Source organism: Chelatococcus sp. CO-6 (genome assembly GCF_001271345.1).
Classification (GTDB): Bacteria; Pseudomonadota; Alphaproteobacteria; order Rhizobiales; family Beijerinckiaceae; genus Chelatococcus_A; species Chelatococcus_A caeni.
The window spans coordinates 2,618,975-2,634,258 of record NZ_CP012398.1 but is presented as its reverse complement, the minus strand read 5'-3'; the positions used below and the strand labels follow the sequence as shown (position 1 = coordinate 2,634,258).

General features: G+C 68.2%; 15 protein-coding genes. 4 read left to right on the top strand and 11 right to left on the bottom strand.

The genetic code is table 11. The features are described from left to right. Positions 1 to 9 precede the first annotated feature (9 nt). Both AL346_RS12370 and AL346_RS12365 read right to left on the bottom strand, forming a co-directional pair. Positions 10 to 477, bottom strand: a complete 468-nt coding sequence (locus AL346_RS12370; protein ID WP_156332746.1) for a tripartite tricarboxylate transporter TctB family protein — start codon at positions 475 to 477, stop codon at positions 10 to 12. A gap of 67 nt (positions 478 to 544) precedes the next feature. After that, the gene (locus tag AL346_RS12365) at positions 545 to 1,513 is read right to left on the bottom strand and encodes a tripartite tricarboxylate transporter substrate binding protein (protein WP_019400101.1); all 969 of its coding nucleotides are present in this window, start codon (positions 1,511 to 1,513) and stop codon (positions 545 to 547) included. Between the two features lie 107 nt (positions 1,514 to 1,620). Here AL346_RS12365 and AL346_RS12360 point away from each other — a divergent pair, with 107 nt between their 5' ends. From AL346_RS12360 to AL346_RS12350, 3 genes are read left to right on the top strand one after another with little or no spacing between them, the layout of a single operon-like run. Beyond that, entirely contained in the window at positions 1,621 to 2,298 is a 678-nt protein-coding gene (locus AL346_RS12360; protein ID WP_019400100.1) for a response regulator transcription factor, read from the top strand. Continuing rightward, entirely contained in the window at positions 2,285 to 3,658 is a 1,374-nt protein-coding gene (locus AL346_RS12355; RefSeq protein WP_053193712.1) for a sensor histidine kinase, read from the top strand. The genes AL346_RS12360 and AL346_RS12355 overlap by 14 nt, the downstream gene beginning before the upstream one ends. Then, on the top strand, positions 3,655 to 4,761 hold the full coding sequence (locus AL346_RS12350; RefSeq protein WP_053193709.1) for an ABC transporter substrate-binding protein: 1,107 nt from the start codon (positions 3,655 to 3,657) through the stop codon (positions 4,759 to 4,761). The genes AL346_RS12355 and AL346_RS12350 overlap by 4 nt, the downstream gene beginning before the upstream one ends. Before the next feature lie 34 nt (positions 4,762 to 4,795). Here the strand turns inward: AL346_RS12350 and AL346_RS12345 are convergent, their stop codons facing one another. Next, positions 4,796 to 5,602 (bottom strand): TIM barrel protein, encoded by an 807-nt coding sequence (locus tag AL346_RS12345; protein ID WP_019400097.1) that lies wholly within the window; start codon positions 5,600 to 5,602, stop codon positions 4,796 to 4,798. Positions 5,603 to 5,613: 11 nt separating this feature from the next. On the opposite strand from AL346_RS12345, the gene AL346_RS25060 reads away from it, so the two are divergent. After that, on the top strand, positions 5,614 to 5,751 hold the full coding sequence (locus AL346_RS25060; RefSeq protein WP_156332745.1) for a hypothetical protein: 138 nt from the start codon (positions 5,614 to 5,616) through the stop codon (positions 5,749 to 5,751). 34 nt (positions 5,752 to 5,785) lie between these two features. On the opposite strand, the gene AL346_RS12340 is transcribed toward AL346_RS25060, so the two are convergent. The 8 genes from AL346_RS12340 to AL346_RS25055 form a co-directional block, all read right to left on the bottom strand. Next, the gene (locus AL346_RS12340) at positions 5,786 to 6,220 is read right to left on the bottom strand and encodes a PTS sugar transporter subunit IIA (protein ID WP_019400096.1); all 435 of its coding nucleotides are present in this window, start codon (positions 6,218 to 6,220) and stop codon (positions 5,786 to 5,788) included. Between the two features lie 79 nt (positions 6,221 to 6,299). Further along, complete coding sequence (locus tag AL346_RS12335; protein ID WP_019400095.1) at positions 6,300 to 6,992, bottom strand: response regulator transcription factor; 693 nt, start codon at positions 6,990 to 6,992, stop codon at positions 6,300 to 6,302. Then, a complete protein-coding gene (locus tag AL346_RS12330) occupies positions 6,992 to 9,694 on the bottom strand; it encodes a sensor histidine kinase KdpD (RefSeq protein ID WP_019400094.1) in 2,703 nt (900 codons plus the stop codon). Before AL346_RS12330 ends, AL346_RS12335 begins: the two co-directional genes overlap by 1 nt. 54 nt (positions 9,695 to 9,748) lie before the next feature. After that, positions 9,749 to 10,300 carry a potassium-transporting ATPase subunit C gene (locus AL346_RS12325; protein ID WP_019400093.1) on the bottom strand — a complete coding sequence of 184 codons (552 nt, stop codon included), beginning with the start codon at positions 10,298 to 10,300 and terminating at the stop codon, positions 9,749 to 9,751. A 14-nt stretch (positions 10,301 to 10,314) separates the two neighbouring features. Next, positions 10,315 to 11,997 carry a potassium-transporting ATPase subunit KdpA gene (kdpA, locus tag AL346_RS12320; protein ID WP_019400092.1) on the bottom strand — a complete coding sequence of 561 codons (1,683 nt, stop codon included), beginning with the start codon at positions 11,995 to 11,997 and terminating at the stop codon, positions 10,315 to 10,317. Between the two features lie 126 nt (positions 11,998 to 12,123). After that, the gene (gene kdpB / locus AL346_RS12315) at positions 12,124 to 14,187 is read right to left on the bottom strand and encodes a potassium-transporting ATPase subunit KdpB (protein WP_026014763.1); all 2,064 of its coding nucleotides are present in this window, start codon (positions 14,185 to 14,187) and stop codon (positions 12,124 to 12,126) included. A gap of 223 nt (positions 14,188 to 14,410) precedes the next feature. Further along, positions 14,411 to 14,485 carry a K(+)-transporting ATPase subunit F gene (gene kdpF / locus AL346_RS25945; RefSeq protein WP_371179617.1) on the bottom strand — a complete coding sequence of 25 codons (75 nt, stop codon included), beginning with the start codon at positions 14,483 to 14,485 and terminating at the stop codon, positions 14,411 to 14,413. Between the two features lie 247 nt (positions 14,486 to 14,732). Further along, positions 14,733 to 14,921 carry a hypothetical protein gene (locus AL346_RS25055; protein WP_026014762.1) on the bottom strand — a complete coding sequence of 63 codons (189 nt, stop codon included), beginning with the start codon at positions 14,919 to 14,921 and terminating at the stop codon, positions 14,733 to 14,735. Positions 14,922 to 15,284: the final 363 nt, after the last annotated feature.

Here is a 15,284-nt window from a genome sequence, read left to right as displayed (position 1 = left end):
TCCTTCAACTCAGATGCCGAAGACGGCACCGCCCGGCAGGTAGACTTCGAGCAGATAGCGGAAGACGACGAACCACAGCGCCGCCTGCGCGAGGCCGCCGACGACGGCATAGCGCCAGGAGGCGCCGAAGAGGCGGCCGACACCCGTCACCAGGATCGTGACGGAGACGGCAAAGCCCAAGGGCTCCAGCAGCAGCGCGGCGGCGAGCACGAGGCCCGGAATGGCGAGCGCATGGGCGAGCAGCCGGCCCTGCGGCCACGGCTCTGCCCCGCCGGGCCTGAGGAGATAGATCAGCGACAGCAGCGCCAGCGCCCCCGCCAGCATCAGCGGAAACACCCGCGGCCCGAGCGGATCGGACGAGAACGAATAGGCGATGCGGCTCGCCTCGAAGCCGTAGAGGAGAGCGAAGACGAGGAGGACGATGGCGCCGACGCGATCGCTCCTGCCCGCTCCGCGAGGACCGGTCGAAACAGTCATGGGCTTCATCCCGATGTGAAAAGGGCGGCCCTCCTCGCGGGAAGGCCGCCGCGTGGCGAAGGGGCGATCAGAGGCCGGCTTCGGCGGCCAGCGCCTTGAAGCGCTCCACGTCCTTCTTGACGTCGCGCTCGAAATCGGCGCCGAGGACCGTGTAGGGATAGAGGCCGCGCGCCTCGCGCTCCTGCGCGAATTCGGGCGTCTCCGACAGCTTGCGGAAGGTGTCGACCCAGTCCTGATACTGCGCGTCGGAGATGTTCTTGCCGACATAGAAGCCGCGCCACACCACCCAGTCGATGTCGAGCCCCTGCTCGCGGGCGGTCGCCACGTCCTTCAGTTCGCCGGGCAGACGCTCCGGCGACATCACGGCGAGGATGCGCACCTTGCCGGCGGCATGGTGCTTGGCCATCTCGGCCGCATCGCCGGCGGCGATCTTGATGTGCCCGCCTTCGAGGGCCGTCAGCACCGCGCCGCCACCCTCGAGGGCGACATAGCGCATCTTCTTCGGATCCTGGCCGGCGCTCTTGGCGACGAGCGCGCCCTTCATCCAGTCCTGGCTTCCGACGGCGCCACCGCCGCCGATGGGAAAGTCGCCGGGCGCCTTGCCATAGGCCTCGACGAGGTCCTTGAGGGACTTGTAGGGCGCGTCCGCGGCCACGACGATGACGCCGTAGTCGGCGCCCAGCGCGCCGACCCAGCGCACGGCGCTCTCGTCGTACTGGCCGAACTTGCCCTGCGCCAGGAGGAGGGCCGAGCCGCTCGATGCCGCCGTGATCAGCGTCGGATCGCTCGACCGCTTGCCGACGACATGATTGTAGGCAATGGCCCCGACGCCGCCTTCCATGTAGGTCACCGGCATCGGCTTGTCGATCAGCTTGGCGGCGAGCAGCGAATTGCCGGCGAGCCGGCAGGTCAGGTCGAAGCCACCGCCGGGCTTGGCGCCCGCCAGGCACTCCGTCTTCTCCGGGGCGGCGACGGCAGCGCCCGCCATGAGGCCGGCGAAGCCAAGGGCAAGCGCGTTGACGAGGATAGTCTTCATCAGTTCCCTCCCTGTGGAATTGAGGTAACGCTCTGTTTGTGTGGAGCTTGGCCGTTACGGTAGGATCGAAACCTGTCATCCACCTGTCACAGCGAGCAGCGGACGGGATGCGCATCTTTCTGGTCGAGGACACGCGGGACGTCGCCGAGGCGATCATCGAGCGCTTCGCGCGCATCGGCCACGTCGTGGACTGGGAGACGACCGTCGATGCCGCCGTCGCCGCGCTCGACGATGCGCTCTACGACCTCGTCATCCTCGACGTCATGCTGCCCGACGGCAGCGGCTTCGCCGTCCTGCAGCGGCTGCGCAATGCCGGCGGCACGGTGCCCGTCCTGATGCTGACCGCGCGGTCCGAGATCGAGGACCGGGTGAGTGCCCTCGACATCGGGGCCGACGACTACCTCGTCAAGCCGTTCGACTTCCGCGAGCTCGAGGCGCGGGCACGTGCCCTCATGCGCCGCCGCCACGGCGACGCCACCAACCTGCTCGCCTGCGGCGACATCTTCATCGACCGCTCGGCCCGCTCCGTGCGCGTCGGCCAGCGCGAGGTGCATCTGACGCGCCGCGAGGTGACGCTGCTCGAGATCCTCGCCACCCGCCCGGGGCGCGTGTTCAGCAAGGACGACCTGCTCGACCAGGTCTTCGGCTGGGACGAGGAAGCGCCGTCGGCCAATGCCGTCGAGCTCTATATCGGACGCCTGCGCAAGAAGCTGCACGGCGCCTCGGCCCAGATCGTCACCGTGCGCGGCTTCGGATATCAATTGGTGGCCGATGGCCCGGCGTGAACCGTCGCTGTTCGCCCGCCTCATCGTCCTCATCGCTTTGGTGCTCGCCGCCGGGGCGGCGGCGCTGACGACGGCCGCCTGGTACTATGCCCGGGCTGCCGCGAACGAGGCCTACGACCGGCTGCTCGTCGGCGCGGCCTACCAGATGGCCGAGGCCGTGCACGTGCAGGACGGCGCCCTCACCGTCGAAGTGCCGATGTCGGCCTTCGAGCTGCTCGCCCTGTCGGAGCGCGACCGCATCTTCTACAGGATCGTCGACACCTCCGGCCGCACATTGACGGGCTACGGCGACCTAACGCTGCCCGGTGACGATGCCCCGGCACCCGACCGGCCGGCGCTGAGCAACGGCACCTTCATGGGCGTGCCGGTGCGCCTCGTGCGGGCAGCGCGCGCCTTTGCCGACCCAGCAGTGCAAGGCCGCGTCGACGTGGTGGTGGCGCAGACCATCGAGGCACGCACGGCCCTGGCGCGCGAGCTCACCCTGCGCGCGGTCGCGCTCATCCTCGCCATGAGCACGCTCGCTCTCGGCGGCACCATCTTCGCCATCCGCCATGCGCTGAAGCCGATGGCGCGTGTCGGGGCGGCCCTGCGCGAACGCGACCCGCACGACGTCACGCCCGTGACCGTCGCCACGCCGCGCGAGCTGCGGCCCTTCGTGTCCGCCATCAACACCTTCATCGCCCGGCTGAAGAGCCGCATGGACCTGATGCAGCAGTTCGTCGCCGACACGGCGCACCAGATCCGCACGCCGCTGGCGGCGCTGAAGTCCCAGGTCGACCTTCTCTCGCACCACCTCGGGGAGCCGCAGGCGCGCCAGCATCTGGCGCGGGTCGAGGAGCGCGTCGACCAGCTGTCGCGCCTCGTCGGCCAGCTGCTCAGCCATGCCATGATCAGCCACCGCGCCGCTGCGGTGCCCTTCACCCCGGTCGACGTCACCGAGACGGTGCGCCGCGCCATCCGCGAGGCGGTGCCGGACACGCTCGACCGCGATATCCTCACCGCGCTGGAAGTGCCGCCGAAGCCCATCGAGGTCCGCGGCGACGCCATCAGCCTCAAGGAGGCGGTCAAGAACGTGATCGACAACGCCGTGCGCCACGGCGCCGTGACGCGCCTGACCGTGCGCCTGCACGAGGAGAACGGCATGGTGGAGATCGAGGTGGAGGACGACGGCCCGGGCATCGCGCCGGAGCTGTGGCCGCGCGTCGTCGAGCGCTTCGGCTCCCCCTCCCCCGCCGGATCCGGCCTCGGGCTGTCGATCGCCGCCGACGTGCTCGCCGCACACGGCGGCAGCATCGGGTTCCGCCGGGGCAACGAGGACGGCTTCGCGGTCGTCATGCGCATCGCCGGAAGAGGCCCATGAAGCGACGTCCCCTCCTGCGGCACCGCCTTGCGGCACTGTGGCTGCCCGTACTGGCGCTGCCTTTCTCGACGGCATTGGCGCACGCGCAGGAGGCGACGACCTTCCCCGCGACGGCGCCCGAGGCCGAGGTGCTGTCGGTCCACGCCGCGACCGACCTGTCGGCGATGGAGCCGCTCATCCGCGACTTCCAGGCCCTCTTTCCCAACACCCGCATCGAATTCGTCGAATACGTCACGAACGACCTCTACGCCGCCGCGGCTGCGGCCTGCCGGGGGGGCAAGGCCCTGGGCGACGTGCTGCTCTCCTCCTCCGTCGATCATCTGGTGAAGCTCGCCAACGACGGCTGCGCCCGCGGCATCGCCTCGCCCGAAACGGCAGCGGCGCCGCGCTGGGCCAACTGGCGAGGCGACGTCTTCGGCTTCACCTTCGAGCCCGTCGTCTTCGTCTACAACCGGGCGAAGGTGCCCGCAGGCGACGTGCCGAAGACGCATCTCGAACTCGCCGACCTGCTGCGCCTCAAGCCCGAGACCTATGCCGGCCAGGTCGGCACCTACGATATCCGCCTTTCGGGCATCGGTTTCCTGCTCGCCTTCTACGATGCCCAGGAGACGACGACGACCTTTGGCCGCCTGCTGGAGAGCCTCGGGCGCGCCCATGCGGTGATCCGCTGCTGCACGAGCCAGATCCTCGACGAGCTCGAAGCCGGCCGGCTCTCGATCGGCTACAACATGCTCGCTTCCTATGCCTATGCCCGCGTCAGGGCCGGCGCCGACCTCGGCATCGTCATGCCCGCCGACTACACCCTGGTGCTGAGCCGCGGCGCCATGGTGCCCGCCCATGCGCCGCGCGCCGACGCCGGCACCCGCTTCGTCAACTATCTCCTCTCCGCCCGCGGACAGGAGGTGTCGCGGCGCGAGGCCTTCTTCTTCGGCGCCGGCGGCGAGATGCCGCCGGGCGTCGAGGGTGCCTCCTCCATCGTGCGCACGGGCATCGCCCGCCCCATCGCCATCGGTCCGGCGCTGCTCGCCGTGCAGGACCACGAGCGGCGCCGGCGCTTCATCAGCGACTGGGGGCGCACCCTCGTCGAGATGAGCACGCCCTAGGTGCCGGGTGGACCGTGCCCCGGCCGGCTTGCCCTCAACCGTTCAGGCGGCCCTCGATGAAAGCCATGCTCTCGCGCAGCGCGGCGGCCGGATCGGCAAGGTCATGGATGGCGGGGGCGAAGGGCTCGAAGGACAGCGCCCCGGCATAGCCGCCAGCGGCGAGCGCCGCGATCTGCCCGACGTTGTCGAGCCGGTCGTCCGCGGCGACGAGCCCCCGGTGCGGATCGCGCATGTCCGCGACCGAAACCGTGTCATCCGCAACGCCCGAGATGTGGACGAGGCCGGTCATCTCCGGGAAGAGATCAGGCTCGCCCGCGAGGTGATGGTGAAAGGTGTCGTGCACGAGGCGGAACACCCCCTCCCCGCCCACGGCTGCGATGGCGGCGGCCGCATCGGCCTTCGACCGCAGTGACGAGAAGGAGAAGCCGAGCGGCTCGACGAGGCCGGTGAGATCGCGCTGCGCCAGGATCGGCTTCAGGGCGGAAAGCGCCTGTTCGAGCTTCGCCCGGTCCTTCGGCGTGCCGTCGCAGACGGGCACCAGAACGAGGCCCCGGGCGCCGCAGGCGGCGGCATAGTCGGCGAGCGCCGTCGCCTCGGCCGCCCGGGCCGGCGTCCAGTCGTTGAAGCGCTGCAGGGCGTTGATCGAGAGGATCGTCAGGCCGGCCGCCTCCGCCGTCGCGCGCACGGCCTCGGGCGGCGTGCCGTCGGCAATGGCGGTCCCATCGAGATCGTTGCGGATCTCGACCGCGTCGATGCCGAGTGCGCGCGCCAGCGCGAAGAAGCCGGCGAGGTCGCGCCGGGGCGCAGCCATGTGGTTGAGGGCAAAGCGTGGCGTCGTCATGGGAGCATCCGGTGGAGGGCTTCGTCAGGCATCGCCAGGACGGCCGGGCGATCGTCGCCATTCTCGCGCAAGGCGCCCGCTGCCACCAGTCGTGGCTCGCCGCCGGTCATCCCTGGACGGTGCGCTCGCCACGCCGGCCGAGGACGTGACGAACGCCTGTCGGTACGAGCGCATCCGCTGCGCTCACCCCTCGACTTCGGCAAAGGCCCGGTAGACGCGCTCGCGATCGGCAGCCTGCCTGATCGTCCCGAGGGTGTCGGCAGACCGAAGCTGGCGCGTGACCGATGAGAGGAGCTTCAGATAGCGGTTCTGCTCGCCGGGCGGAGTGAGGATCAGGCAGACGACATCCACCGGCTCCTCGTCGATCGCCTCGAATTCGACCGGCTTGGCGAGGCGGGCAAGCAGCACGAACGGGGCAACGAGGCCGTCGACCGGCGCATGGGGGATCGCGATGCCCGCGCCGATGCCTGTCGACCCGAGGCTCTCCCGGCTCCGGAGCGCGGTCAGAATGGTCTCTTCGCTCACAGCCAGCGCCGCGCCCGCATGTTCGGACAGCAGTTGCAGAAGCTTGTCCTTCGAGGAGGCAGAGACGCCGAGGAGCAGGTCGTCCGGCTTCATGGCCTCAGAGATTCTCATTGGTTCCACTCACGGTTATTCCCTTGCGCGCGGCGCCGAGCGCCGCGCTCCTACGGCGATCTCATTCGGCTTCGCGCAGCCGGTAACCGACCCCCGTTTCGGTGGTGATGTATTGCGGCTCGTCGGGGCTGCGCTCGATCTTCTGGCGCAACTGCCGGACATAGACGCGCAGGTACTGCACGTCCGTCGCCCCGCCCCAGACCTGGTTGAGCAGGTGCTGATGCGTGATGACCTTGCCGGCATGCTGCACGAGCACCCGCAGGATGTCGTATTCCTTCGGCGAGAGCTTCACCTCCCTGTCCGCGACCTTGACGATCCGCTTGACGAGATCGACGGACAGGTCGCCGGTCTGGAAGATCGGCCGCTCCCCGTGCTGCTGCAGCTTGTGACGCAAGGCGACGCGGATGCGCGCCACCAGCTCCTTGGTTCCGAACGGCTTCGTCACATAGTCGTCGGCGCCGAGCTCCAGCGCCTTGACGATGCCCGCCTCGTCGGTGCGGCTCGACAGGATGATGATCGGCAGTTCGACGAGATCGTTGCGCCACTTCGCCAAGAGGTCATGCCCCTGCATGTCGGGCAGGCCGAGGTCGAGGAGGATGAGATCGGGCTGCTCCGCCTTCACCTTCTCCATGGCGTTCATGGCATTCGTCGCCTCGGCGATCGCGTAGCCCTCGGCGCCGAGCCCGACCCGCAGCAGCTTCCGGATCGGAGGCTCGTCATCCACCACGAGGATCTTTATCGACGCATTCGTCATCACGGCTCTTCCAGCTTTGGCGTGTCGCCGGGGATCGGCATGCGGATCGTGAAGACGGCGCCGCTACCGTCCGTCCTGTTGCCGGCGGTGATCGTTCCGCCCATCGCCTGGATGAACCCCTTGCAGATCGACAGCCCGAGGCCCGTTCCGGCGAGGACGTGATCGCGCTTGCGCACGCGGTGGAAACTGTCGAAGACCCGCTCGAGGTCCGTCGGCGGGATGCCCGGCCCTTCGTCGAGGATCTGGATGGAGACCCATCGGCCGTCCTCCCACGCGCGAATGCGGATCGTGGTGTCGACGGGCGCGTATTTGGCGGCATTGTCGAACAGGTTGAACAATACCTGCTCGAAAAGGACGGGGTCGACCGAGAGCATCGGCAGGTCGGCGGGGATGTCGGTGACCGTCCTGTGGCGCGACATGATCTTCTGCGCCCGCCGCAGCGCCGATCCGACCATGTCATCGAGATATTGCAGCGAGGCGTTGGGCTCCATGGCGCCCGTCTCGATCCGCGACATGTCGAGCAGGTTGGCGATGAAGCGGTTCAGGCGCTCGGCCTCGTCCACGATGGTGGCGAGCAGGTCGCCGCGGTCCGCCTCCGATACCGCGCTCGCATAGTCCCGCAGCGTGCCGGCCGCGCCGAGGATGGCCGACAGCGGCGTCTTGAGGTCGTGCGAGATCGAGGCGAGCAGCGCCGAGCGCAGCTGGTCGGCCTCCGCGGCGAGCTTCGCCCTCTCGACGTCGGCCACGAGCCGGATCCGCTCGATGGCAACGGCCGCCTGGTCGGCGAGCGCGTCGAGCAGCCTCTGCTGCTCGGGCGTGAGCAGCGGGCCTTCCTTGTCGCTGTCGAGCCCGATGACGCCGACGGGCGTCTTTCCCGTCACCATGGGCAGGTAAAGGCGCTTCGCGCCGGGGAGCGTGTCCGCGCCGCGGCCGGCCGGGCGGTTGTGCTCCCAGGCCCAATGCGCCGCGGCGATGTCGGCATCGACCAGCGTATCGTCCGGCGGATAGCCGGCACGAACGGCGACGGTGCCGTCCTCCGGCAGCAGGATCACGACGCGCAGCTTCAACATGGACGCCATCTGATGCGCCGAAGCCCACAGGACATCATCGAGGGTGCTCGCGCCGGCTAGTTTCTTGGCGAACTTATAGAGGTCCTCGGTGGTGCGCGCACGCTGGCGCGCTGCCTCCGCCTGCCTGTGGACACGCGCCGTCAGATCGCTCGTGATGATGGCGGCGCCGAGAAAGAAGAAGAACGCGACGACGCTCTCGGGATCGCGGATGGTGAAGGTGTAGAGCGGGTCGAGGAAGAAGAAGTTGAAGGCGAGGGCCGCGACGACCGAGGCGAACAGCGCCGGCCAGAGACCGGCGGTCGCGGCCGAGGCGAGCACGGCCATGAGAAAGGCGAGCGCGATGTTGCGCACGTCGAGCGTGCGGGCGAGCAGCGTGCCGAAGGCAAAGGCGACGCCGACATAGCCGACGCTCCACAGATAGGGCCGGACGCTGAAGCGGCGGGGCCGCGCCTGGGCAACGCCCCGCGAAGCGACGGCCGCGCGCTCCTTGCCCGAGATCACATGGACGCTGATGTCGCCGGAGTGGCGGATCAGGTCGTGGGAGACCGAGCCTTCGACGAACTCGCGCCACCGCGACTTGCGCGATCTGCCGACGACGATGTGGCTGTAATTGTTGTCCCCGGCATAGCGCAGCAGTTCCCGGGCCACGTAGTGGCCAGGAAGCGTGATCGCGTCGCCGCCGAGTTGCTCGGCCAGCCGCAGGGTCGCGGCGATCGTATCCTTGGCCTTCTCCGACAGGTTCGTCGACCGCGGCGCCTCGATGTAGACCGCCGCCCAGGGTGCGCGCAGGCGGTCGGCCTGCCGCTTGGCGTAGCGCACCAGGGACGGGCCGCGCGGGTCGTCGTCGACGCAGACGAGCACGCGATCCCCCGCGGCCCACGGCCCCTCGATGGCGTGGGCCTGCATGTGATGCAGGAGCTGCTCGTCGACGCGTTGCGCCGTCCGGCGCAAGGCGAGTTCCCTGAGGGCCGTGAGGTTGCCCGGAGAAAAGTAGTTCTCGATGGCGCGTTTGGCGGTCTTCGGGAGGTAGACCTTGCCCTCGTTCAAACGCTTGATCAGGTCATCGGGGGTGATGTCGACGATCTCGACATCGTCGGCCCGGTCGATCACGGAATCCGGCACCGTCTCGCGGACGCGGATGCGCGTGATCTGGGCCACGACGTCGTTCAGGCTTTCGACGTGCTGGATGTTCATCGTCGTATAGACGTCGATGCCTCTGTCCAGCAGCTCGAGGACATCGAGGTAGCGCTTCGGATGACGGCTGCCGGGCGCGTTCGTATGGGCCAGCTCGTCGACCAGGACGAGCTCGGGCCTGCGCTCCAGCACCGCATCGAGGTCCATCTCCTCGAGCGACTGCCCCTTGTAGGCGACTTGAGCTCGCGGGATGACCTCGAAACCGCGGACCAATGCCTCGGTTTCCTTGCGCCCGTGCGTCTCGACGATGCCGATGACCACGTCCTCGCCGTCGGTCTTGCGGGCGTGGCCGGAAATGAGCATCTCGTAGGTCTTGCCCACGCCCGGCGCGGCCCCCAGGAAAATCTTCAGACGGCCGCGCGTCTCCTGCGCCGCCTTTTGAAGCAGGGCTTCGGGAGAAGGCCGCTTCGTATCGTCCGCCAGATCCTGTGGGCTCATTGTCCGGTTCCCGTCACGGGGCATGGCGGCGGCCGCGAGACCGCCGCCATGGTCTTACAACCTGTCGAGCGCGAGGTTGAGCTCGAGGACGTTGACGATGCGGCTATCGGTCAGGAAGCCGCCCGGCGCGAAGGCGGCTTCACGGACCAGCGCCTCGACGCGGGTCCTGTCCAGGCCGCGGGCCTCGGCAATCCGGGGAACCTGGTAGAGCGCGCCGGCCTCCGAGATGTGAGGGTCGAGGCCGGCCCCGGACGCGGCGGCAAGTTCGGCCGGCAGCGGATTCTCCGCTGTCGCGCCGTAGCGTTCGACCATTTCCCGGCCGCGATCCGCGACGGCCGTGCTCGTCGGCGACAGGTTGCTGCCGCCGGCACCGGCGCCATCATAGTCGACGGCCGACGGGCGCGGCCAGAAATACTCCGGCCGCGTGAAGGCTTGCGCCACCTGGCGGCTGCCGATGACGGTGCCGTCGTCGCGCGTGATCAGCGAGCCGTTGGCCGTGTCGGGCGCGATGGCCTGGGCCACGGCCCAGACGGCCGTGGCGTAGCCGGCGACGCAGATCAGCATGGTCGCCACCGCGATGCGGATGCTTGCGAGAAGGGACTGCATGATACCGGTCTCCGTCAGTTCATATACATCAGGTGCTCGGCGATCGGCCCGAGCGTCGCCGCCGGGAAGAAGGTGAGCGCACCGATGACGATGATGGTGGCGGCAAGCATGGTGGCGAAGACACCGCCTTCGACGCTGAGCGTGCCGCTCGATTCGGCGCTGCGGCGCTTGGCCGACAGGGAGCCGACGATGGCAAGGGGCAGGATGATCGGGATGAACCGCGCGAGCAGCATGACGATGCCCGTCGCGAGGTTCCACGGCACGGTGTCATCCCCCAGCCCCTCGAAGCCCGAGCCGTTGTTGGCGCTCGCGGAGGTGAACTCGTACAGGATCTCGCTGAAGCCGTGCGGCCCGACGTTGTTGAGTGTGTCGACGCCCCAGGGAGTCGCCGCGAAGATCGCCGTGCCGCCCAGGATGAACAGGCCGTGGGCGAGGAGCGCAAAGAGCGCGAACTTCACCTCCCGCGATTCGACGCGCCAGCCGAGGTACTCGGGCGTGCGGCCGATCATCATGCCGGCGAGGAAGACGCCGACGATGATGTAGAGGAACATGTTGATCATGCCCACGCCGACACCGCCGAAGGTGGCATTGAGCCACATGCCGATCATCGGCATGAGCCCGGTCATCGGGTTGAGGCTGTCGTGCATCGCGCCGACCGAGCCGTTGGAGGTCGACGTCGTCAGCACGGACCAGAGCGGGCCTCCGGTCGGGCCGAAGCGCATCTCCTTGCCTTCGAGGTTGCCGACCGTCTGCTCGATGGGCAGTCCGGCGAAGGCCTCAGTGGGCGCGGCCTCGAAATAGACGGCACCGGTGATCTTGACGGCGAGAAAGGCGAGCATCACCGCGAAGATCACGCCGGCATGGCGCATGCGCCCGATGATGCGGCCGAACATCCACACGCAGGCCATCGGAATGATGATGATGGCGAACATCTCGAGGATGTTGGTCCAGAAGCCCGGGTTCTCGAGCGGATGCGTGCTGTTGGGGCCGAAGAAGCCGCCGCCGTTGGTGCCGAGCTGCTTGATCGTGACGAAAGCCGCGACGGGTCCACGCGCGATCGTCTGCTGCACACCCTCAAGGGTGGTCGCGACGGCGGCCCCGTCGAAGGTCATCGGCACGCCGCCGAGGACCAGCAGGATGGCGACGGCGAAGGCGACGGGCAGAAGGACGAGGAAGGAGGCCCGCTGCACGTCGACGAAGAAGTTGCCGAGCGGCCGGCCGGCAAGGCCGCGGGCGAGCGCCGCGAGCGCCGCGATGCCCGTGGCGGCCGAGACGAACTGCAGCCACATCAGGCCGGCGAGCTGGGACAGGTAGCTCAGCGACACCTCGCCCGAATAGTGCTGGAGGTTCGTGTTGGAGGTGAACGAGGCCGCCGTGTTGAAGATCAGGCTGCCTTCGAGGGCTTCCTTGCCATCCGGGTTCAGCGGCAGATATTGCTGCAGCGCCAGGATGCCGTAGGTCACGACGAACATGACCACATTGAACGCCAGCATGGCGAGCATGTAGCGCTTCCAGTCCTGGTCCCGGGCGGCGAGGGGGCCGCCGATCACCCGGAAGGCGCGGTTCTTCCAGCCGGCGATGCCGGACGACGGATCCGCCGGGTCCATCGCCCATTTCATGTAGCGGCCGAGGGGCCAGGAGATGAGCGCCGTGCCTCCAACGACGAGGACGACGAAGAGAAGGGCTTCATTGAACATCGAACGATCTCCGACCTCGCTGGGTGGTCAGGCGCGGTCCACGGCGCTGGTCATGACGAACAGGAGCCCGAAGACGGTGAGGCCGAGAAACAGACAAAGCAGGGTCATGTCCTGAACTCCGTGTGCTCAGGCGAGGCCGATGGCGGTGATGATCAGGTCGATCGCCTTGATGCCGATGAAGGGCACGATCAGGCCGCCGAGGCCGTAGATGAGAAGGTTGCGCTTCAACAGGCCGTTCGCGCCGATCGCCCTGTAGGCGACGCCTTTGAGCGCCAGCGGAATGAGCGCGATGATGATGAGCGCGTTGAAGATGATCGCCGAGAGGATGGCGCTCTGCGGCGTCGCCAGGCCCATGACGTTGAGCGCGCCCAGCTGCGGATAGAGGGCGATGAACATGGCCGGCACGATGGCGAAATATTTCGCGACGTCATTGGCGATCGAGAAGGTCGTCAGGGCGCCGCGCGTCATCAGCAGCTGCTTGCCGATCTCGACGATCTCGATGAGCTTCGTCGGGTCGGAATCGAGATCGACCATGTTGCCGGCCTCGCGGGCGGCGACCGTGCCCGTGTTCATCGCCACCCCGACGTCCGCCTGGGCGAGCGCGGGCGCGTCGTTGGTGCCGTCGCCGCACATGGCGACCAGCTTGCCCTTGGCCTGTTCCTCGCGGATGAGGTTCAGCTTGTTCTCGGGCGTGGCCTCGGCGAGGAAGTCGTCGACGCCCGCCTCCGCCGCGATCGCCGCCGCCGTCATGGGGTTGTCGCCAGTGATCATGACCGTGCGGATGCCCATGCGGCGCAGCTCGGCGAAGCGTTCGCGGATGCCGCCCTTGACGATGTCCTTGAGGTGGATGACGCCGAGGAGCCGGCCGTCCCTGACCACGGCGAGAGGCGTGCCGCCGATCTTGGCGATGTCGCTCGCGATCATCTCCAGCTCGCGCTTGCTCTCGTTGCTGGCGCGCGGGGTGCCGCCGGCGGCGGAGGCGAGCTCGATGTGCCGGAGCACCGCGTCGACCGCGCCCTTGCGGATGGTGGAGCCGTCGAAGTCCACCCCGCTCATGCGGCTTTGCGCCGTGAACGGCACGAAATGGGCGTGGAGGCTTCCCATGTCGCGCGCGCGTATGCCGTATCGCTCCTTGGCGAGCACGACGATGGAGCGCCCTTCCGGCGTCTCGTCGGCCAGCGAGGCGAGCTGCGCCGCGTCCGCCAGTTCCTGCTCGCTCACGCCCTTGACGGGGCGGAACTCGGTCGCCTGGCGATTGCCCAGCGTGATCGTGCCGGTCTTGTCGAGGAGCAGTGTATCGACGTCGCCCGCCGCCTCCACGGCACGGCCCGACATGGCCAGCACGTTGAAGCGCACCAGCCGGTCCATCCCGGCGATGCCGATGGCGGAGAGCAGCGCGCCGATCGTGGTCGGGATGAGCGTCACGAACAGCGCCACGAGCACGATGACCGGAATGGAACCGCCGGCATAGGCGGCGAAGGCGGGAATGGTGGCCGTCGCCAGCACGAAGATCAGCGTCAGCCCCGCGAGCAGGACATTGAGCGCGATCTCGTTCGGCGTCTTCTGGCGCTCCGCCCCTTCGACGAGCGCGATCATGCGGTCGATGAAGGTCGATCCGGCCGCGGCCGTGATCCTCACCTTGATCCAGTCCGACAGCACCTGCGTGCCGCCGGTCACCGCCGAGCGGTCACCGCCCGACTCGCGGATGACGGGGGCGGATTCGCCGGTGATGGCCGCTTCGTTCACCGAGGCGATGCCCTCGATGATCTCGCCGTCCGACGGGATGATGTCACCCGCCTCGACGAGCACCACGTCACCGACCTTCAGGCTCGTGCCGGCGACCTGCTTGACGTTGCCGTTCACCAGCAGCTTCGCCTGGGTGTCGGTGCGCGAGCGGCGGAGCGAATCCGCCTGCGCCTTGCCGCGCCCCTCGGCGACTGCCTCGGCGAAATTCGCGAACAGGATCGTGAACCAGAGCCAGAGGATGATCTGGAACGAGAAGCCGAGGTCGCCCGCCCCGGTCACGACGTCCTTGAGGAACAGCACCGTCGTCAGGGCCGAGACGACGGCCACGACGAACATCACCGGGTTTCTGGCCAGCGTGCGGGGATCGAGCTTTCGAAATGCGCCCCCGAGTGCGGGGACAAGTATGCGAGCATCGAAAATGCTCGCCGGTTTGGACTGGCTCATCAGTGACTCCAGCTTGGATCTTGAGGGCTGCGCCGCTACGGCCGGCCCCGACGGGCGGCGCCCGGAAATGCCGGGCGATGACCGGCCCGTGCCGGACATGACGCCCGAGGCTCGAGGGCTTGCCCGTGGAAAATCGCGGAATGAGGTGGAGAACCGGTCGGACCGTACCCGGCCTGGTGCCGCCGCGCCGCACCGGGCCGGTGACAATTCAGGACCGCTCTGGTCAGAACCGCTCTGGCCGCAACAGTGCGTAGACAAGGTAAGCCGCGACAACCAACGTCACAGCACCGCCGAGCATGTAATCAAAGATCATCCCACACCCCTTCTTCACCGGAAGGCGCCGGAAGAAGCACCTTTTTGCGCATCTACGGGCGGCCGTCTTCCGAATACGGCGTCACGACCTTTCGCCGCGCCATTTCTTCATGGCCGACGGACGGCCGAGGTGGCGGGACTATCGCGCCAAAGCGCATAAAGGTTCGAGAGAGGCGCAATGGCGAAGATATAAAAATCTTATAAATGGGCTGGGGTAGCGGGCATCGCGGCGTCTAGTGGTGGCGCCACAGGAGGACCAGGGTCGGCAGAATGGCGATGCCCGCCGCCAGGACGAACAGAACGGCGAGCCCACAGCCTTCCAGAACCACGAGCTTCCACATCGGCCGCGCCGGTCGTGCGGATCCGTCGTAGGGGTCGTCGGTCGGGGCATTCCTATAAGCGGCATCGTCGGCGCAGGTCATCGAACCCTCCGTCCTCGATTAGCATTGCTGGAAGACAGAACTGTTCGCGGCCGCACCCGGTGGGCGGGGCTCGCAACGATCATGAATCCCCTGGCGACGAGGCAGCGGCCATGGCATGCCGGGTTGCCTTCTCGCCCTCCCCCCGGGACACGAATTGATCCTGCTTCAGGGTCCGGAAGCCGAGCTTCCAGGCCGCCCGGCGAGGCCGCCGCGAGCATTCCCTCCAGCATCCCTGCAGTCGTTCAAGGATGGATCAGGCTTATCCGCGAAGCGCATAGGAATTCGAGACGGCCACACGCCCGAAGAAATAAACGCGTGTTTATGCGGGCGCGTTGAGCCCCGTGCGGAGCGACGCCTACGATC